This is a genomic window from Mucilaginibacter sp. SMC90 (assembly GCF_022811725.1).
Lineage (GTDB): Bacteria > Bacteroidota > Bacteroidia > Sphingobacteriales > Sphingobacteriaceae > Mucilaginibacter.
This window is the reverse complement of record NZ_CP094527.1, coordinates 2,570,010-2,588,163: the sequence shown is the minus strand read 5'-3', so window position 1 is coordinate 2,588,163 and position 18,154 is coordinate 2,570,010. Positions and strand designations below refer to the sequence as shown.

At 42.6% G+C, this 18,154-nt stretch carries 16 protein-coding genes; 11 read left to right on the top strand and 5 right to left on the bottom strand.

Features of this window, described 5'->3' with window-relative positions:
• Positions 1–30 precede the first annotated feature (30 nt).
• Both MTO98_RS11210 and MTO98_RS11205 read left to right on the top strand, forming a co-directional pair.
• On the top strand, positions 31–966 hold the full coding sequence (locus tag MTO98_RS11210; protein WP_243486738.1) for a DUF5996 family protein: 936 nt from the start codon (positions 31–33) through the stop codon (positions 964–966).
• A gap of 109 nt (positions 967–1,075) precedes the next feature.
• Complete coding sequence (locus MTO98_RS11205) at positions 1,076–1,324, top strand: hypothetical protein (RefSeq protein ID WP_243486737.1); 249 nt, start codon at positions 1,076–1,078, stop codon at positions 1,322–1,324.
• Here the strand turns inward: MTO98_RS11205 and MTO98_RS11200 are convergent, their stop codons facing one another.
• Both MTO98_RS11200 and MTO98_RS11195 read right to left on the bottom strand, forming a co-directional pair.
• Positions 1,325–1,879 carry a hypothetical protein gene (locus tag MTO98_RS11200; RefSeq protein WP_243486736.1) on the bottom strand — a complete coding sequence of 185 codons (555 nt, stop codon included), beginning with the start codon at positions 1,877–1,879 and terminating at the stop codon, positions 1,325–1,327.
• Between the two features lie 155 nt (positions 1,880–2,034).
• Entirely contained in the window at positions 2,035–2,598 is a 564-nt protein-coding gene (locus MTO98_RS11195; RefSeq protein WP_243486735.1) for a DUF6252 family protein, read from the bottom strand.
• 164 nt (positions 2,599–2,762) lie between these two features.
• Between MTO98_RS11195 and MTO98_RS11190 the strand changes: the two genes are divergently transcribed.
• The 4 genes from MTO98_RS11190 to MTO98_RS11175 all read left to right on the top strand — a co-directional run bounded on the left by MTO98_RS11190 (position 2,763) and on the right by MTO98_RS11175 (position 10,327).
• Positions 2,763–3,044, top strand: coding sequence for a pyrimidine/purine nucleoside phosphorylase (locus MTO98_RS11190; RefSeq protein WP_243486734.1), 282 nt, complete (start codon positions 2,763–2,765; stop codon positions 3,042–3,044).
• Positions 3,045–3,683: 639 nt separating this feature from the next.
• Complete coding sequence (gene gltB, locus MTO98_RS11185; protein WP_243486733.1) at positions 3,684–8,201, top strand: glutamate synthase large subunit; 4,518 nt, start codon at positions 3,684–3,686, stop codon at positions 8,199–8,201.
• Between the two features lie 3 nt (positions 8,202–8,204).
• On the top strand, positions 8,205–9,683 hold the full coding sequence (locus MTO98_RS11180; RefSeq protein ID WP_243486732.1) for a glutamate synthase subunit beta: 1,479 nt from the start codon (positions 8,205–8,207) through the stop codon (positions 9,681–9,683).
• Between the two features lie 224 nt (positions 9,684–9,907).
• Complete coding sequence (locus MTO98_RS11175; protein ID WP_243486731.1) at positions 9,908–10,327, top strand: ester cyclase; 420 nt, start codon at positions 9,908–9,910, stop codon at positions 10,325–10,327.
• 138 nt (positions 10,328–10,465) lie between these two features.
• Here MTO98_RS11175 and MTO98_RS11170 read toward each other — a convergent pair whose 3' ends face one another.
• Complete coding sequence (locus MTO98_RS11170; protein ID WP_243486730.1) at positions 10,466–10,888, bottom strand: SRPBCC domain-containing protein; 423 nt, start codon at positions 10,886–10,888, stop codon at positions 10,466–10,468.
• Positions 10,885–11,223: a helix-turn-helix transcriptional regulator gene (locus MTO98_RS11165; RefSeq protein ID WP_243486729.1), complete on the bottom strand. Its 339-nt coding sequence runs from the start codon at positions 11,221–11,223 to the stop codon at positions 10,885–10,887. Before MTO98_RS11165 ends, MTO98_RS11170 begins: the two co-directional genes overlap by 4 nt.
• A gap of 277 nt (positions 11,224–11,500) precedes the next feature.
• Between MTO98_RS11165 and MTO98_RS11160 the strand changes: the two genes are divergently transcribed.
• Positions 11,501–11,794 (top strand): DUF3892 domain-containing protein, encoded by a 294-nt coding sequence (locus MTO98_RS11160; RefSeq protein ID WP_243486728.1) that lies wholly within the window; start codon positions 11,501–11,503, stop codon positions 11,792–11,794.
• A 7-nt stretch (positions 11,795–11,801) separates the two neighbouring features.
• On the opposite strand, the gene MTO98_RS11155 is transcribed toward MTO98_RS11160, so the two are convergent.
• The gene (locus tag MTO98_RS11155) at positions 11,802–12,269 is read right to left on the bottom strand and encodes a CYTH domain-containing protein (protein WP_243486727.1); all 468 of its coding nucleotides are present in this window, start codon (positions 12,267–12,269) and stop codon (positions 11,802–11,804) included.
• 86 nt (positions 12,270–12,355) lie between these two features.
• Between MTO98_RS11155 and MTO98_RS11150 the strand changes: the two genes are divergently transcribed.
• From MTO98_RS11150 to MTO98_RS11135, 4 genes are all read left to right on the top strand, one after another.
• On the top strand, positions 12,356–13,321 hold the full coding sequence (locus MTO98_RS11150) for a hypothetical protein (protein WP_243486726.1): 966 nt from the start codon (positions 12,356–12,358) through the stop codon (positions 13,319–13,321).
• A 291-nt stretch (positions 13,322–13,612) separates the two neighbouring features.
• Positions 13,613–14,575 (top strand): hypothetical protein, encoded by a 963-nt coding sequence (locus MTO98_RS11145; protein ID WP_243486725.1) that lies wholly within the window; start codon positions 13,613–13,615, stop codon positions 14,573–14,575.
• A 158-nt stretch (positions 14,576–14,733) separates the two neighbouring features.
• On the top strand, positions 14,734–17,457 hold the full coding sequence (locus MTO98_RS11140; RefSeq protein ID WP_243486724.1) for a carboxypeptidase regulatory-like domain-containing protein: 2,724 nt from the start codon (positions 14,734–14,736) through the stop codon (positions 17,455–17,457).
• A 205-nt stretch (positions 17,458–17,662) separates the two neighbouring features.
• Complete coding sequence (locus MTO98_RS11135) at positions 17,663–18,067, top strand: DUF1761 domain-containing protein (protein ID WP_243486723.1); 405 nt, start codon at positions 17,663–17,665, stop codon at positions 18,065–18,067.
• Positions 18,068–18,154 lie beyond the last annotated feature (87 nt).

The window sequence follows — 18,154 nt, the reverse complement described above, 5'->3', positions numbered from 1 at the left end:
GTTAATCATTTTAACTTAACAACTACACCAATGAGCAACCTGACATCAGCACACTGGCCCAGGCTTGATTACCACAACTTTAAAGATACTATAGCAAGTGTTCATATGTGGACCCAAATCATCGGCAAGGTAAGGCTGAAGCAAATGCCCTGGATCAATCATTCATGGCAGGTTACGCTTTACGTGAGTTCAACCGGATTAACCACAGGAAGCATGCCTTTTGAAGGCGGTGTTTTCCAGATCGATCTTGATTTTATTAATCATACGCTCAATATATCTACCAGCACCGGGGCAAAGCGGTCGTTTGGGCTGGGCACCGGCAGCGTGGCTGCTTTTTATGGCTCGCTCATGGACAATCTCAATTCGGTTAATGCAGCAGTTGAAATATATGCAGTACCTAACGAAGTGGAGCCCGCCATTCCTTTTGCTGAAAACCATACACCCTGTAAATATGATGCAGCTGCTATGCATAATTACTGGCTGGCACTGGTGAGGGTGCATAATGTTTTTACTGAATTCAGGGCAGGTTTCCAGGGTAAAAACAGCCCGGTACATTTCTTTTGGGGAGGGTTTGACCTTGCTGTTACACGCTTTTCGGGCAGGCCCGCACCAAAACACCAGGGCAGCGTTCCTAATATGCCTGCAATTGTAATGCAGGAAGCCTATTCGCAGGAAGTGAGCTCATGCGGTTTCTGGCCTGGTTCGGATGCCTTTCCCCATCCGGTTTTTTATGCTTACTGCTATCCAACTCCTGACGAATTTAATAAACAGCAGGTATCGCCCCCCGAAGCCTTTTACAGCGGCGAAATGGGCGAATTTTTACTGACCTATGAAGTTGTTTCCGGATCAGCTGATCCACACCATACGCTACTCCAGTTTTTGCAATCTACCTATGAGGCTGCAGCTAAAACCGGAAACTGGGATAAGGATTTGCAGTGCGACCTGTCAGCATTAAAGAACCTATAATTTGATGAGCTCGTTTTTTGAAGAACATTGAATAAACGATTGATATCAATGTATCATTTGCTTTTATACAAATAATAAATTAACTTTAATCAGCAATAATTATTTGATTATGAGCCAACTTCCAGACCCGGACGAAATACCCACACCCGAAGAAGACGGTGCAAATGTGCCTGACATTTGGGATATCAAAACATCAGGCAAGGGCCGTGTGGGCAGGTCAGATATCAACCTTGATGAGGCCATGCCTGCCGCCGAAGACAGCGAACCTTATTTGGAAGGCGATTTTGACACGCCAGGTCTGTGGAACGGTGATGACCTATCATCATCTGATCAGGCAGATTATCTTGAATCTGAATAATCAGGAAGCTATAGTTGCAACGGCAAACGCAATGCCCATTACTACAGGCGAAAAGAATATTGCCCTCAAACAAAGCACATAAATATTCCACCTGTAGTCATTTTTCTTCGTGTTTTGATCAATCCTGTCCTGAAAATTGATAATCTCCACTTTATAAAATCTCAGGATCCTGTCATTATCGGCAATATCCTTGTGAAAAAATGCCTTATCAAAATAAATCTTAGGTTTTGTACCAGGCAGTAAGTATTCGCTTGGTGTTAAGCCTTGCAGTACAAACATCAATCCCACTATCAAAAAATAAAATATCCCTACAATGGCCGTAAACAACAGGCTATCCATGTGTGGCGTATCCTTCCATTTTCCTATGGCATAAGCCACAAGGCCAATCAGGATTCCCGAAACCAATGTCAGCAATCCGTTTGATCGTTCGTAAATGCCCTTGGCTGTTTCAATAGTGTAGTCAAATGCTTTTTCCGCTTGTTCAAATATGAACTTTGCATCCTCTAAGGTTAATTTGTTTAACCATTCATGTTTTTCCTGCCAGAAGTTTTCCATACGGGTACTTTTAACCTAATTTAGATTTAATTGATTGCAATTCCTACTAAATCAACTAAATACAGTCATTCGCCCGGCATGGGTATACAAAAACAAAGCCCCGTTTACATATGCTGTAACGGGGCTTTGTTTACACTTGTTATTAGTGTATTATATTATTTAGTGCTGAAGGTATATGGTAAATTGGTGAATGTACCGCTTAAAATTTGTGACGTTTCTATCGACTCAATGCTTCCGTCGTCATTATAGTTAACCTTTTTTGCAGTCATGGTATATGTACCGGTTATTACATTTTTGGTTGGATCAATAGATGTTACTATAATAGTGCCCGAACCCGGTTCAACATTACCCACCTGTTCGTAAGTGGTACCATCTGCCGATGTATAATATGTCATCTTCACCCTATCCGTTCCATCAACCCTGTATGTGCTTAATGGAAAAGTATTTACATTGGTGGCAGAAGCTGCATCGCTTAAAGTAATTGTCCATTTAACCCTCTTTGAATCAATAGTACCCATTACATCAAATGATTTTGTATTAGCGGTACCATCATAAGTTATTGAAGCAGTAACATCATCAGGGATCCATGATGTACCATTTATAGTAGCAGCAAGTATTTGGTCGGAAGTAGTAGAAGCAGAAGTAACAACGTCCTTTTTACAGCCCTGGAATATTATAGCTGATAAAACGAACAGCATTAATAGTTGGATTTTCCTCATATATAAATTTTATGCAAATAACGATGTTTAAGAAGTAATAATCACAACGGAAGTTACTTTTTTCACATATTTTAACATTCGCCCATGTGGCGGCTTTTAATAGTTAAGCCCCAATTATAATACAAATCATTTTATTTAACCATATTAGGCCGAAATTTTTAAACATGATCAACGTAAACGAATATTTTGAAGGTGCCGTTAAATCACTGGCATACACTACTCCGCAGGGCCGTTCAACCATTGGTGTTATTGAACCCGGCGAATACGAATTTGGCACATCAAGCCATGAAACCATGACCGTAATTGAAGGCAGCCTTGAAGCATTACTGCCCGGACAGGACAAATGGGAAACATTTACAGGCGGACAAACATTTGAGGTTGAAGCCAATACGTCATTTAAGGTTAAAACGGAAGTGCAGAGTTCATATTTATGTGTTTACAGGTAGTTAATGGTTCATAGGGAATTATTAACTATTTCATTTATAAGAAAGTTAAGCCTGGGTTTTCAGGCTAAAGATCCAGACTCCCGAAGTTTTAAAAACTTCGGAAGTCTTCCGCCCGCTGAGCAACCGCTCAGTACTCTTCTTTTACTAAGCATTATACTTCTATCCCTCGCTTTTTCCGAACCTTGATTTATAAGATTAACAGATTCATCGGATTGAATGCTTACTTCTTCTCCTTTTTCACGGCTATGCTACAAAACCAATATCATAAACCACATACACTCTACTATCAGCCATGATCTATGAAGCATCAACCATGATCCTTTCTCCCCAATATATACCATCCACATAGGCAATTGCGGCAAAATTTAATTTGGTTATAGCATAGTTTGCAGTTTTAATAAATGATTAAATCGCAGTTACTGCAACTTTATATTGATTCTAAATAATTTTTTTCGTACTTTCATTTTGTACATCATAATATTTATCTCTTTTTGTTGAGATAATGTTAAATAATTATGATATAAATAATTGATTTTTTAGAATTCTTTAAAAATTACCGTAAATTTTATAATTTATTTGAGTTTTGGTAACTTCGTGGTTACACCCCTTATAAATTTTATAAACGGTTTAATTTAAACAATGGATCAAACTGATAGCCACCAGGGTCTTTACAGACCGGAATTTGAACACGATTCGTGCGGAACGGGATTTATAGCCAATATAAACGGTCATAAAACCAACGATATCATCGATAACGCGTTGACCATGCTTGAAAACATGGAGCACCGTGGTGCGTGCGGATGCGACCCCGAAAGCGGGGACGGAGCGGGTATATTGATACAATTGCCCCATGAGTTTTTAATGGAAGAATGCTCAAACCTCGAGATCAGCCTGCCCGAACCAGGTGAGTATGGTGTAGGTATGATTTTCTTACCCAAGGATTCGGCCCAGAAAAAGGCCTGCCGTACCATTATTAACAATGCAATTGAAAAATTAGGCTTACATAAGCTGGGCGAACGTAAACTTACCGTTGACTCGTCAGTTATTGGTGAAACAGCCCGTCAGGCCGAGCCCGATGTTGAGCAAATTTATATTGCCCGTCCGCATCATATTACCAACGCCGAAGATTTTGAGCGTAAACTGTTTGTGCTCAGGAGGTATATCAACAAAACCATTACCGAAACTGTAGCCGGTGCTTCTGAAAATTTTTATTTTACATCATTAAGCTGTAAAACAATTATTTACAAAGGGCAGCTTACTACCTACCAGTTGCGTAAATACTATGCCGACCTTTCTGATCCGCGTGTTGCATCAGGCTTTGCCATGATCCACTCGCGTTTCTCAACCAATACTTTCCCTTCATGGAAACTGGCCCAGCCGTTCCGCTTAATTGCCCATAACGGCGAGATCAATACCTTAACCGGTAACTTAAACTGGTTTTACGCCGGCTTAAAATCATACGCTTCGTCATACTTTACTGCCGAAGAGATGGAGATGTTGTTGCCTGTGATCGATAACAATCAGTCGGACTCGGCTTGTTTGGATAATATCATCGAGGTATTGCTGCACTCAGGCCGTTCATTACCACATGTAATGATGATGCTGGTACCGGAAGCGTGGGATGGCAACGAAGCTATGGATCCGCTTAAAAAAGCATTCTATGAGTTTCACGCTACCCTGATGGAACCATGGGATGGTCCTGCTGCAATTACCTTTACCGATGGTAAATTGGTAGGTGCCCTGCTTGACCGTAACGGCTTACGTCCGCTGCGTTTTGTGATCACTAATGATGGCCGGGTGATAGCTGCTTCTGAAGCAGGTACCTTAACTATTGATGAGAGCACTGTTTTACGCAAAGGCCGTTTACAGCCGGGTAAAATGCTCCTGATCGATACCGAAAAAGGCCGCATCATCACTGATGAAGAGATCAAGCAACAAATTGCTTCACAGCAGCCATATGGCCGCTGGCTTGAAAACTATAAAATTAACCTGAGCGAGCTTACAGAACCGCGTTTGGCTTTCGCCAACCTGTCTGAAGCTTCTGTATACCGTTACCAACAGGTATTTGGTTACAGCCGTGAAGATATCGACACCATTATTAAACCAATGGCTCTTGATGGCAAGGAGCCTGTAGGTTCAATGGGGACCGACGTGCCTTTGGCTATCCTTTCGGATAAACCTCAGCACCTTTCAAGCTATTTCAAACAATTCTTTGCCCAGGTTACCAACCCGCCAATCGACCCGATCCGTGAGCGCTTGGTGATGAGCCTTGCTACCTTCATTGGTAACAATGGCAACCTTTTGGACGAAGATAAAATGCATTGTCATTGCGTGGTATTGAAACACCCGATATTGAAAAACCACCAGTTAGAAAAACTGCGTAGTATCGATACCGGTTTGTTCCACGCTAAAACACTGCAAACATATTTTAAGGCTGATGGCCTGCCAGGTTCACTGGAAAAAGGTATTGCCCGCCTTTGCCGCTATGCCGAAGATGCTGTTGATGACGGCTTTGAGGTATTGATCCTTTCGGATCGTGCAGTTGATTCTGAGCATGCCCCTATCCCTACCCTACTTGCCGTATCTGCAGTACACCACCATTTGATCCGCAAAGGTCGTCGTGGTGCTGTAGGCCTGGTTGTTGAAACCGGCGACGCCTGGGAAGTTCACCATTTTGCTTGCTTACTGGCTTTCGGTGCTACTGCTATTAACCCGTACCTGGCGCTTTCAACCATTGAAACGCTTAAAGACAATGGTAGCCTTGAAACCAGCTACGATATCAAAAAGCTACGTAATAACTACGTTAAATCTATTAATGACGGCTTGCTGAAGATCTTCTCAAAAATGGGGATCTCCACATTGCAGTCATACCATGGGGCACAGGTATTTGAGATCCTTGGTTTGAACAAAACTGTTGTTGACAAATATTTCCACGGTGCTGTTACCCGTATAGGCGGTTTAGGCCTTGACGAAATTGCCCGCGAAGCACTTTGCAAACACAAAATGGGCTTTGAGGCTAAAGGTGCTGATAACCTGTTACCAGAGGGTGGTATTTACCAGTGGAAACGCCGCGGCGAAGCCCACTTGTTTAACCCTACTACGGTTCACTTGTTGCAGCATGCTACACGCAGCAATAGCTATGAAGTTTATAAAAACTACGCCAAGGTAGTTAACGAGCAAACCGAAAAGCATTTTACCATTCGCGGTTTGCTTGATTTTGCGCATCACCGCGAATCTATCAGCATTGATGAGGTTGAACCTGCAGAAAGCATCATGAAGCGTTTTGCTACAGGCGCTATGTCATTCGGTTCTATCTCGCACGAGGCACACAGTACCATGGCCATTGCTATGAACCGTATTGGCGGTAAAAGCAATACAGGTGAAGGCGGCGAGGACGAAATGCGTTATGATAAATTGCCAAACGGCGATTCATTACGTTCGGCTATCAAACAAGTAGCATCAGGCCGTTTCGGGGTAACGTCAAATTACCTTACCAACGCCGATGAGTTACAAATAAAAATGGCGCAGGGCGCAAAACCAGGCGAAGGCGGTCAGCTGCCGGGCCACAAGGTTGACGACTGGATCGCTAAAACCCGTCACTCTACGCCGGGTGTAGGTTTGATCTCACCTCCGCCGCACCACGATATTTACTCTATCGAAGATTTGGCACAACTTATCTTCGACCTTAAAAATGCCAACCGCGCTGCCCGTATCAACGTTAAATTGGTATCAAAAGCAGGTGTAGGTACTATTGCAGCCGGTGTTGCCAAAGCACACGCCGATGTGATCCTGATTGCCGGTTATGACGGAGGTACAGGTGCATCGCCAATAAGCTCTATCAAACATGCTGGTTTACCATGGGAACTTGGTTTAACCGAAGCACACCAAACACTGGTACGTAACAAACTACGTAGCCGTGTGGTATTACAAACAGATGGTCAGCTGAAAACCGGTCGTGATTTGGCTATCGCAGCCCTTATGGGTGCCGAAGAATGGGGTGTAGCTACTGCTGCCCTTGTTGCAGGCGGCTGTATCATGATGCGTAAATGCCACTTAAACACCTGCCCTGTAGGTGTTGCTACACAAGATCCTGAATTACGTAAATTATTCTCGGGCAAACCTGAACATATCGTTAACCTGTTCCGCTTTATGGCCGAAGAGTTACGCGAGATCATGGCCGAGCTTGGTTTCCGCACCATTCATGAAATGGTTGGCCGCGTACAATTCCTGAAAGTAAAAGATAACCTGCAAAGCTGGAAAGCCAAAAAGATCGATCTGAGTGGCATCCTGCACCCGGTTACCAACACCAAAGGCATGACCTTGTACAACAGCGAATCACAGGATCATGGCATGGCCAATATCCTTGACTGGAAACTATGGGAAGCTGCAAAGCCTGCCATTGAAGATAAAACCCCGGTATTTGCTTCGTTTGATGTGATCAACGTTGACCGTACCATCGGTACCTTGTTATCTAACGAGATCTCTAAAGTGTATGGTTCGGCTGGGCTACCAGACAATACCGTTAACTTCAAATTCAAAGGTTCGGCAGGTCAAAGCTTTGCTGCATTCACCACCAAAGGTGTTTCTTTCGAGCTGGAAGGCGAAGCTAATGACTACGTAGGTAAAGGTCTGTCGGGCGCTCAGATAGCCGTTTATCCGGCAGCTAACGCAACATTTGTACCTGAAGATAACATCATCATCGGTAACGTAGCCCTTTATGGCGCTACATCAGGTGAGTTGTTTGTAGGCGGTATGGCCGGCGAACGTTTCGCGGTACGTAACTCAGGTGCTACAACTGTTGTTGAAGGTATTGGCGATCACGGTTGTGAGTACATGACCGGTGGCCGTGCACTTATCCTTGGCAATACAGGCCGCAACTTTGCTGCAGGTATGAGCGGTGGGATTGCCTGGGTTTATAACCCTGAAGGTACTTTTGCCGAAAACTGCAATACCGAAATGGTTGATCTTGACCCGCTAAGTGTACAAGACGAAGAGCAGATCCTTACCCTGCTGCGCAAGCATATCACCCTTACAGGTAGTAAACTGGCTCAAAAAATCCTGAACAACTGGAATGAAGCATCAACCCAGTTTGTGAAAGTATATCCGAGAGAGTATAAAAAAGTATTAGAGAAGTCACAATATCAAACTATAGGCTAAGAAATGGGAAAACCTACAGGATTTCAGGAGTTTAATCGCGAACTTCCATCAAAAGTTCCGGCTGCTGAACGCGTTAAGAATTATAACGAATTTGTTAATTTGTACCCCGAAGAGAAGCTTAACCAGCAATCGGCAAGGTGTATGAATTGCGGTATCCCTTTCTGTCACTCGGGATGCCCTTTAGGTAACATCATCCCTGAGTTTAACGATGCCGTATATCGTAAAAACTGGGAAGAAGCGTACCACATATTATCATCAACTAATAACTTCCCTGAGTTTACAGGCCGTATCTGCCCTGCTCCTTGCGAATCAGCATGTGTACTGGGCATCAACAAGCCGCCTGTAGCTATTGAGGAAATTGAGCGCCATATTATCGAGATCGCTTACGAGAAGAACCTTGTAAAACCTACTGCCCCACTTGTTAAAACAGGCAAAAAGGTAGCTGTTGTAGGTTCGGGCCCTGCGGGTTTAGCCGCTGCAGCTCAGCTGGTGAAAGTTGGCCACACCGTTACCGTTTACGAACGTGATGACCGTGCAGGTGGTTTACTTCGCTACGGCATCCCTGACTTTAAATTAGAGAAATGGGTTGTTGAGCGCCGTGTTGAAGTAATGGAAAAAGATGGTGTTGTATTTAAATACAACAGCGAGGTTGGTGTAAACGTAGCTGCCGATGAACTGGTACGTAATAACGATGCCGTGATCCTGGCAGGTGGTTCAACCATCCCGCGTAACCTGAACATTCCGGGCCGCGAGTTAAAAGGCATCCATTTTGCAATGGACTTCCTGAAACAGCAAAACAAACGTGTTAGCAATATTGAAGTTACTGCCGAGGAGATCATTGCTACAGGCAAAGACGTTGTTGTAATTGGCGGTGGTGACACCGGATCTGACTGCGTGGGTACTTCAAACCGCCAGGGTGCCGCATCTGTTAAACAATTTGAGGTAATGTTCCAGCCACCGGCTCAGCGTACACAGCACATGCCATGGCCTACTTACCCAATGGTATTGAAAACCACCAGCTCGCATGAAGAAGGAGCCGACCGTTTCTGGGGTGTAAACACTTTAGAGTTTTTAGGTGATGAAGAAGGCAACCTGCGTGCCCTAAGGGTAGTTGATGTTGAATGGGAGCAGGATTTTATGGGTCGCCCGGTAAAATTCCATGTAGTTGAAGGCTCGGAGCGTGAAATTCCTTGCCAGCGCGTATTCCTGGCTATGGGCTTTTTACACCCGCAGCATGATACTTTCATCAGTCAGCTTGGTGTTGATATTGACGAACGTAAAAACGTTAAAGCCAAAGAAGGCGTTTACCGTACCAACGTAAGTAAAGTATTTACAGCAGGTGATATGCGCCGCGGACAATCATTGGTTGTATGGGCTATATCTGAGGGCCGTGAAGCCGCCCGTAAGGTTGATGAATTTTTGATGGGCCATTCCCTGCTGGAAAGCAAAGATGCCGTTAACCAGTTCGACCAGGTGTTTTAGTGGTAGAGATTGGAGGTTATAGATCAGAGGTTGATTGGACTTCTAAAGCAGATATCTCCTTATCATATTGTTTTAATTATGAAGCCGGGCAAATGCCCGGCTTTGTTGTTTTACTCCGTAGCAGCTGCCTTCCACTCTGTTAGGTTGTGGGTTTGTAGTAATATTTTCAGGATGAAACCATTATCGGCATCCGCTTTGTTAATCACTATCAAAACATTTACACCATGAGCAAACAAAGCAATATCGCCGCACAGCAAAAGTTTGGCGAAGCTGTTAACAGCAGAAATTTCAAAGCATTTAATGATTTGGTAGCTGCCGATTCTATAGATCACGATCCGGCTCCAGGCCAGGTTGCAGGTCCACAAGGATATATTGATTTTTTCACTAAGCTGAGCTCCGCTTTTCCCGATATGAAGCTGGCTGTTGAGCAATTAGTTGCCGACGATGAGAACGTATCATTCGCATATACGTTAACCGGAACGCACAAAGGCGACTTTAATGGTATCCCAGCTACAAATAAAAGCATTGAGGCCCGCGGAATGCAAATCTCAAAATTTGAAAACGGTAAAATGATTGAACGTTGGGGAAGCTCGGATGAGCTTGGGATATTGAAACAAATTGGAGCGAGCATTAGCTTGCATTAAATCACTAATGGCTAAAAACAATAAAGTCGGGCGTTTACCCAACTTTATTGTTTTAGCTATTTACTTCACGGAAGGTTCTCCACGCCTTCCTTAAAACTTACGAAGTCTTGAAGACTTCGTAAGTTTAGTATAGCATGCCTATTTCTCCAGGTATTCTTTAAGCGAAATACCTGTAATGTGAGTCCAGCCGGCAGCAAAGTTTTCCTTTTTGAAGGCATCCAGCGGCGGGAAGGTTTCAAGACCGCTATGGGTAAGAATTAATTTAGTGCCCTCCCCTTCCGGGAAAAGCTCCCACGTAACTTCCGACTCGCCTTCATATCCGTCATATCGCCAGGTGTAAGCAATGGTTTTTCCTTCAACAACTTTAGTTACGCGGCACAGGTGAAGATATTGCTTATTTTCATCGCCCCCGGTAAACTCAAATTCAAAACCCACTTCGGGTTTAAATTCGGCAAGGTCAAAATACCATGCTTTCATTTTTTCTTTAACGGTAATAGCTTCCCATACTTTTTGGATGGGGGCTGCATAAACCCTTTCAATAACAAATGGTTGCGTACTCATAGTTTTTTGCTTTTATGGTTATCTGTTTTTTGTTCATCGGCTAAAAAAGTATCCAGGGCATCCAGTTTCTGCGTCCAGAATTGGCGGTACTGTTCGGCCCAGTCTGTAACCTGCTTTAACTGCTTCAGGTCGGCACGGCAATAGCGTTCCCTGCCCTGTTGTTTAATAACAAGCAAACCGCATTCGGTCAATATTTTAATGTGTTTGGATACGGCGGGGCGACTGATGTCAAAATTATCGGCAACGGCATTAAGGTTCATCTCCCGGTGAGCCAGAAGGCTAATAATCTCCCGGCGGGTAGGATCGGCAATGGCCTGAAAAACATCTCTTCGCATAGTAAGCCAACGGCTAAATGAAACCGTTCGGTTACAAATTTAAATGAAACCTTTTGGTTACGCAATAGCTTTTGTTATTTTTCACAGCTCAATGCTACCAAGCTTTTCAATTTACATTTATTACCCTCATTATTAAACGCTTACTACGCCAAAAAAAGTAGCTACCCGTATGCTATAGGTAATTTTACGTAGTGAAAATTGGGTGATTATACCTATTTCGCCGTTTTGTTTTTTGCCATATTTTTATCGCACCTGAACATTTAATGCAGATAACACAATGGCAGTACGCATAGTATGTATAAAAACAGATTCCCGGCCACATGAAAACCCCTATGTGGCTATCGATGCACTTGAGTGGATCAACGAACGGATCAATGTAAAAGGCCTCACAGAAAGATCAAAGCTTTACGACTGGATAAAAAACGAAGACGGTGATGCTTACATCATAGATAGTAAGGGTAATAAAACCAGCCTGATCCCGGCTGTTTGCCCTGAAGGCAACAAATATGTAAAGACTGTTGATGACGAATCGGAACCCGATTACCTGCTTGGTTTACCTGAATGTGCCTGAAAACCTTTTACCAGCTTTTAAACGGATTAATACTTAAAAAGGAATTATAGTATCGTTTATCATCGGTTACTTCGATAGTTGTCCAGGCAGGTAATTCAAACTCTTCGTCTTCACTGTCAAGTTCAATCTCGGCCATAAGCAGCCCCTGGTTATCACCTAAAAACTCATCAATTTCCCAAAGCTTGCCTGCATGGGTTATACAATAACGGTATTTTTCCAGCTCTGAGGCGGCAAAGCTATCAAGCAATTGAACACCATCGGCTTTGGGAATGGTGTATTCAAACTCGCTGCGGCTAAAGCCGGCTGTGCCCCCCTTTATGGTTATATATGCTTCGGTATCAGTAACCCGTATCCTAATGGTTTTCTTTTCGTCGCTAAAAATATACCCTTGCCTGAAATGCATAGGCTCTGGCTTTTCTAACCGCTGCCACTTTTCATGATCTACTAAAAACTTACGCTCTATTTCAGTTGCCATCAAATTTGTTTTAGCCTGCAATTTTAGCATTATTTAACATCTGAGCATTAGTAAATATCATATATTTATGATACTATCAAACCTATATGCTAAAAGCTAAACCTGTTACAAAACTAACCTGCGTCTTTTTGACTTTGTTTTGCTTCGCCTGCAAGCAACGTGAGGTTGTTAAACATAACGGTGAAAAAGACCTGATCTCCTTTAAGCCTGTTTTAGGTATCAGCTATACCGAAATAGCACGCCGTTCACAAAACGGACTTTCATTCAACAACTATGGCTACCAGTTAGAGCCTCAATGGAAAATGAAATTTGTTTCTAACGATTCAACCAGTATCTATAGTCCTATCAAAAACCAGTTCATTAACTTTCCGCTTACCCGTGGTTATGATTCTATTTTTAATACGGCCCGTACCTGGCTCAAGGTTAAAACCATGACCAAAGACAGTATGGTCATTGAGCTGCTCAAGGCCTATGCAGATTCGGTTGATACGCGCGGTGCCAAAGTTTATATGATTTTTTATGCCGATAATTATATCAAAAACGTTCTTCATGGCGATATAAGCAAACGCAAAAGCCCCAGTCGAAAAGACACTGTATACATACAATCGTTAACCGATACTGCCAATAAAGACTTTACTAAAGCATTTGCCGCCCGGCAACCTGTTGAGTTGAAAAGTAAAAGCTCATTAATTACTATTAGCAAACGCCATACTGAGCCAACTATGCTTAATAATTTTAGTACTTCTGACGACTATATGGGCCCCGAATTTGATATCACCATAAATAAAGCATATAGCAGTTTTTATTATTCATTTTCGTTATTTGTTGACCCTGCCGGCCAAATGCATTATGGTAAACCGCTAACCGTGTTTTTAGAAGAAGATCGCAAAGTCACTTACATCCATCTATCAAAAGCAGTGATGGATAGTTATCTTAAATATTATCTCACTTTGATTCCCGGTAAAACGCTTGGCATAACGCATACCAGCGAGATAGCGGTTCATGTTACCGGCAGACCAACTGTACAGGTATTAGCAAGAAATTCACAATGACGTCCTTCCTGTAGCGCAATGTCCCCAGGGAAATTGTTTTTAAAAAAGTGTTAACTATTAGAGGAGGATAGATAAGACATTTTCACACAACTTTTTTTGAATTAACAGGATTACACTAATTTCAAATTGCCATCAATGAAAAATTCGTGTAATTCGATTAACTGTGGCCAATTTGAAAATCAATTCGTGTAAAAATTCCCGACCCTCCTTCTATTTGTAGGTCTGCTCATTTTAAACGCGATTTCCCTGTTTTTTTAGCCTTTTATTGAATTATCTATATCTTTAGCGGCAATGCTACTCATCAATCTAAAAACATTAAAAACGGCAGCATTTGGGCTGTTCATCATATCATCTGCTTGTATCTGTGGTTGCGGTAACAGCCAATCGGGCCAAAAGAAAAGAGAGCTGATCTCTTTTAAGCCTTACAACGGGATCAACTATTCGGAAGTATCAAGACGGCAGCGCAATGGGCTTTCATTTAACGAATATGGTTACCAGTTAGAGCCCCAATGGAAACTAAAGTTTGTTTCGGACGATTCGGTAAGCATTTTCAGTCCCACCAAAAACGCTTTTATTAATTTCCCACTTACCCGTGGCTACGATTCTATCTTTAATGCAGCCCGTTCATGGTTAAAAATAAGGCAAATCAATAAGGACAGCATAACCATGGAGATCCTGATCCAAAAAGGTGATTCGCTTGATGTTAAGGGCACCAAAGTATTCATGCGTTTTTTTGCTGATAATTACGTAAAGAACGTTTTGCACACCGATACAACTACACTTAGAAAGCCAAGCCGTGCCGATACTTTGTTCATTCGCTCACTGGCCGCAAAAGCAACAGCAGACTACACAAAAGCTTTTGCAGCAAGACAACCGGCCGAAATAAGTAGCAGAAGCCCGCTGGTTACCGTTTCACGCCGAACCACCAAACCCGATATCCTCAACAACTTCGATAACTCTGACGATTACCTTGACCCGACTTACGACATTGTGATCAAAAACGCATACAAGGATTTTTACTATTCCTTCACCATGTATATTGACGATAAGGGCCGGTTATTTTACGGCATCCCTCTTGTTGGATTTAACGGAGAAAAAGAGATTGAAGCCGATTATATCCACTCTTCAAAAGCAGTTATGGAGAGCTATTTTAAGTTCTATCTTAACGTAAAACCAGGCACAACACTGGGCATGATCCACTCAAGCATGGTTTCGGTGCATGTTGAAGGCAAGGCCAAAACTGCAGCTAAGTAACAATTGTGCTATTTTATATAAGCATATAGCTTTTAGCGTTTAACTTTCGCCCGGGCAGCCAAAAATCATTTGTAAAAAAGTGTTAAATAAATGGCGGCTAAAAATGCTATACGGCTAAATGTTTATATTAGCCCCTGTTACTTCTTTAATTTACATTGATGATCATACGTCGATTTTTACTCCTATTATGCCTGTTAACTGCTTTTGGTGCATCCGTTTTTGCCCAGCAGGATAGCATCCCCCTAACAACCATAATTGAAAAAACCAGCAAGTTTAGCAGCAGCTATCCGATAGAGAAAGTTTATCTGCATACTGACAAGCCCTACTACGCTGTTGGCGATACCATTTGGTTTAAGGCTTATGTAACTATTGAAAAGCACCAGCCATCTGCATTGAGCCGCATTGTTTATGTCGACCTCATCAACAATCGCGATTCGGTAGTTGAAAGCCAGCGCATTACGGTTACTAATGGTTTTGCAAGCGGCAATATTGTACTTAACGGTGATACTTATAAGCAGGGGGCCTATCGTTTGCGCAGCTATACCAACTGGATGCGCAATTTTGACCCCGATTATTTTTATGACCATACCTTTAATGTAGGTAATGCCATTGATAACCAGGTACGCACTAATATCACCTACAAAAGCTCAAGCAAAAAAACTGGCGTTAAAGTTGATGCAACAATCCTATACAAAGGGCCCGATAACTCTCCGTATGCCAACAAAAAAGTAAACTGGCAGCTGATGAAAAACGGCGACCCGGTAAGCAAAGGCCATGGTACCACCGATGATAAAGGCGTGTTACAGGTTGACCTGCCTGAAAGCCAGGCCGACGTGATTACAGGAGGCATCCTGGTTACTGCCATTGACGTAGGCGACCGCAAAACTATCAGCAGCAGCTTTTCTATGCGTACTGCAGTTAAAGGTTACGACGTACAGTTTTTTCCGGAAGGCGGCCAGTTAACAAATGGCATCCGGACTAAAGTAGCTTTTAAAGCGATAGCCTCAAGCGGCATGGGGGTTGATGTTAAAGGTACCATTGTTGATGATAAAGGTGCCGAAGTTGCCCAGTTCAGCAGTGCGCATTTAGGTATGGGCGTATTTGCGCTTACTCCTGATATTGAAAAATCATATAAAGCAAACGTTACATTTCCTGATGGCTCGCAGGCTACTTACAACTTGCCGCGGGTACAATCAATGGGGATAAATATTTCTGTTTACAATACAGATCCTGCCAATCTTACCGTAAAAATATCGGCCAACGACTTGTTTTTTCAGCGTAAACAAAACAAAAGTTTTTACCTGGTAGCGCAAAGCGGCGGTGTTATCTATTATGCTGCGCAAACAGTATTGCAAAGCACAACTTATTCGGCCAATATCCCTAAAAGTAAATTCCCTACAGGTATTGTACAGGTAACGCTGTTTTCATCTGGCGGATACGCTTTATGCGAGCGGATAGTATTTATCCAGCATAACGATCAGATGAACCTGGCACTTAAAACCGATAAACCATCATATACTACAAGGGGCAATGTCAAGATCACCGTATCTGCAAAAAACAATACAACCCCAACCGAAGGCAGTTTTTCGGTAGCAGTTGTTGATGATGGCACCGTACCTTCAAATGAAGATGCAGAGTCAACCATATTGAGTAACATGTTGCTCACCTCCGATTTGAAAGGATATATCGAAAAGCCTAATTATTATTTCAATAAACCTGATGATGAAAAATTGGGCAACCTGGATATTTTAATGCTTACCCAGGGTTATCGTCGTTTTGATTACGAAGATATACTGGCCGATAAAAACCCGCCGATCTACCTGATGCCAGAACAAGGTATTGATGTTACCGGGACGTTAAGAACCAACACAGGGCTTCCGGTTGCCAAAGGCAGTTTACGATTACTGATCCCTGATAAAAACTTTTCGGCAGAAACCATAACCGATATGTCGGGTAACTTTAAATTCTCGAACGTAAATGTACCGGATACCTCAAAAATTACCCTGAGTGCCCGTAATAATCCTAATGGACGCAACCTGGTGATATCTGTTAACGGCGAGGCTTACCAAAAGCTGAGCAAAAACAATAACATTCCCGATGAGATCCTGAACATTGACAGTACCTTCCGCCCTTATTTACAAAACAGCTATAAGCAATATCAAAGCTCACGTACAATAAAGGAAGTTGTTGTAAAGGCAACCAAAATTGTAAAGAAAGCCAGCCATACAGATTATGGCACATTTGCAGGTTTACCAATGCAGGCTGATCACGAAATATCGGCACAGCAATTAGATGGTTGTCCCTTACTGATAAACTGTTTATCAACCATGGCCATGGGGCTTACCTATGTTGATAACAACTTTTATATCACCCGCGATTACAATTCAGGCAGCCGCACCCCGGTACAAATATATGTAGGCAGCCTGCCTGTTGACGCCAACTTTTTATCAAGCATGGCATCAAATGAAGTTGAGTCTGTCGAGATCTTTTTAAACGACGGTGTAAGTGGTATCAACCGCAGTACGCAAACCAAGGGTGTAATGGTGATCAATAAAAAGGTTGTTAAAAAACAAAAGATCACACTTGCTCAGTTACAGGAGCTTATTCCAAAACAAAATGTGGTAACCTTCGCGGTACAGGGCTATACCAAAGCCAAAGAGTTTTACTCTCCTAAATATGATGTAACCAAAGCAGGTACGCTTGGCGGCGATTTACGCAATACCATTTATTGGAAACCTAACGTAATTACCGATAAAACAACAGGCACTGCAACAATCAATTTCTTTAATAGTGATCAACGCGGCTCATACCGCGCCATCATTGAAGGTATTGACGCCGAGGGTAACATAGGCCGCAGCGTGATACACTACAACGTAAAATAGCATACAACACACATTTAAACTAAATAAGAAGCCCTGATTGCTATTAAAGTAATCGGGGCTTTTTATTCTCACCTTATCCATATTAATTAAAAGCGTGAACAACTATACAAAGCCTTTTAATCAGTTTCACGTAAAGCTTTAAACCTTAGGCTTTTAGCTTTTATTAATTATATTAGTACAACCAATTAATTTAAACTTTAATATCATGAATTTTCAACTCATCAACTGGCTGGCCGTTGTGGTTGCAGCGCTGTCTGCATTTTTAGTTGGCGGCATCTGGTATTCTCCTGCCCTGTTTGCTAACGCCTGGATGGCAGATAATAAATTGACCAGTGCCGAACTCCAGGCATCAAATAAAGGCCGGGCTTTCGGCTTTACAGCTTTCTTTTCCGTTATTATGGCCGTAAATCTCGCTATGTTTTTAGCCGATGCTAAAACCGACCTTGCCTGGGGCACAGCAGCCGGTTTTCTTGCAGGTATCTGGACATTTTGCGCTATAGCCATTCATAGTTTGTTCGAGCTCAAAAGCTGGCGGCTGATATTTATAAACGGCGGCTACAGTGTGGTATCACTTACGCTGATGGGATTGATATTGGGCGCATGGAGATAAGATAATCAATTAGACACTAATAGAAAGCGAATTTATTCGAATTACACGAATAGTTACAGCGCAGGAAAATCGCGCTAATTCGTGTAA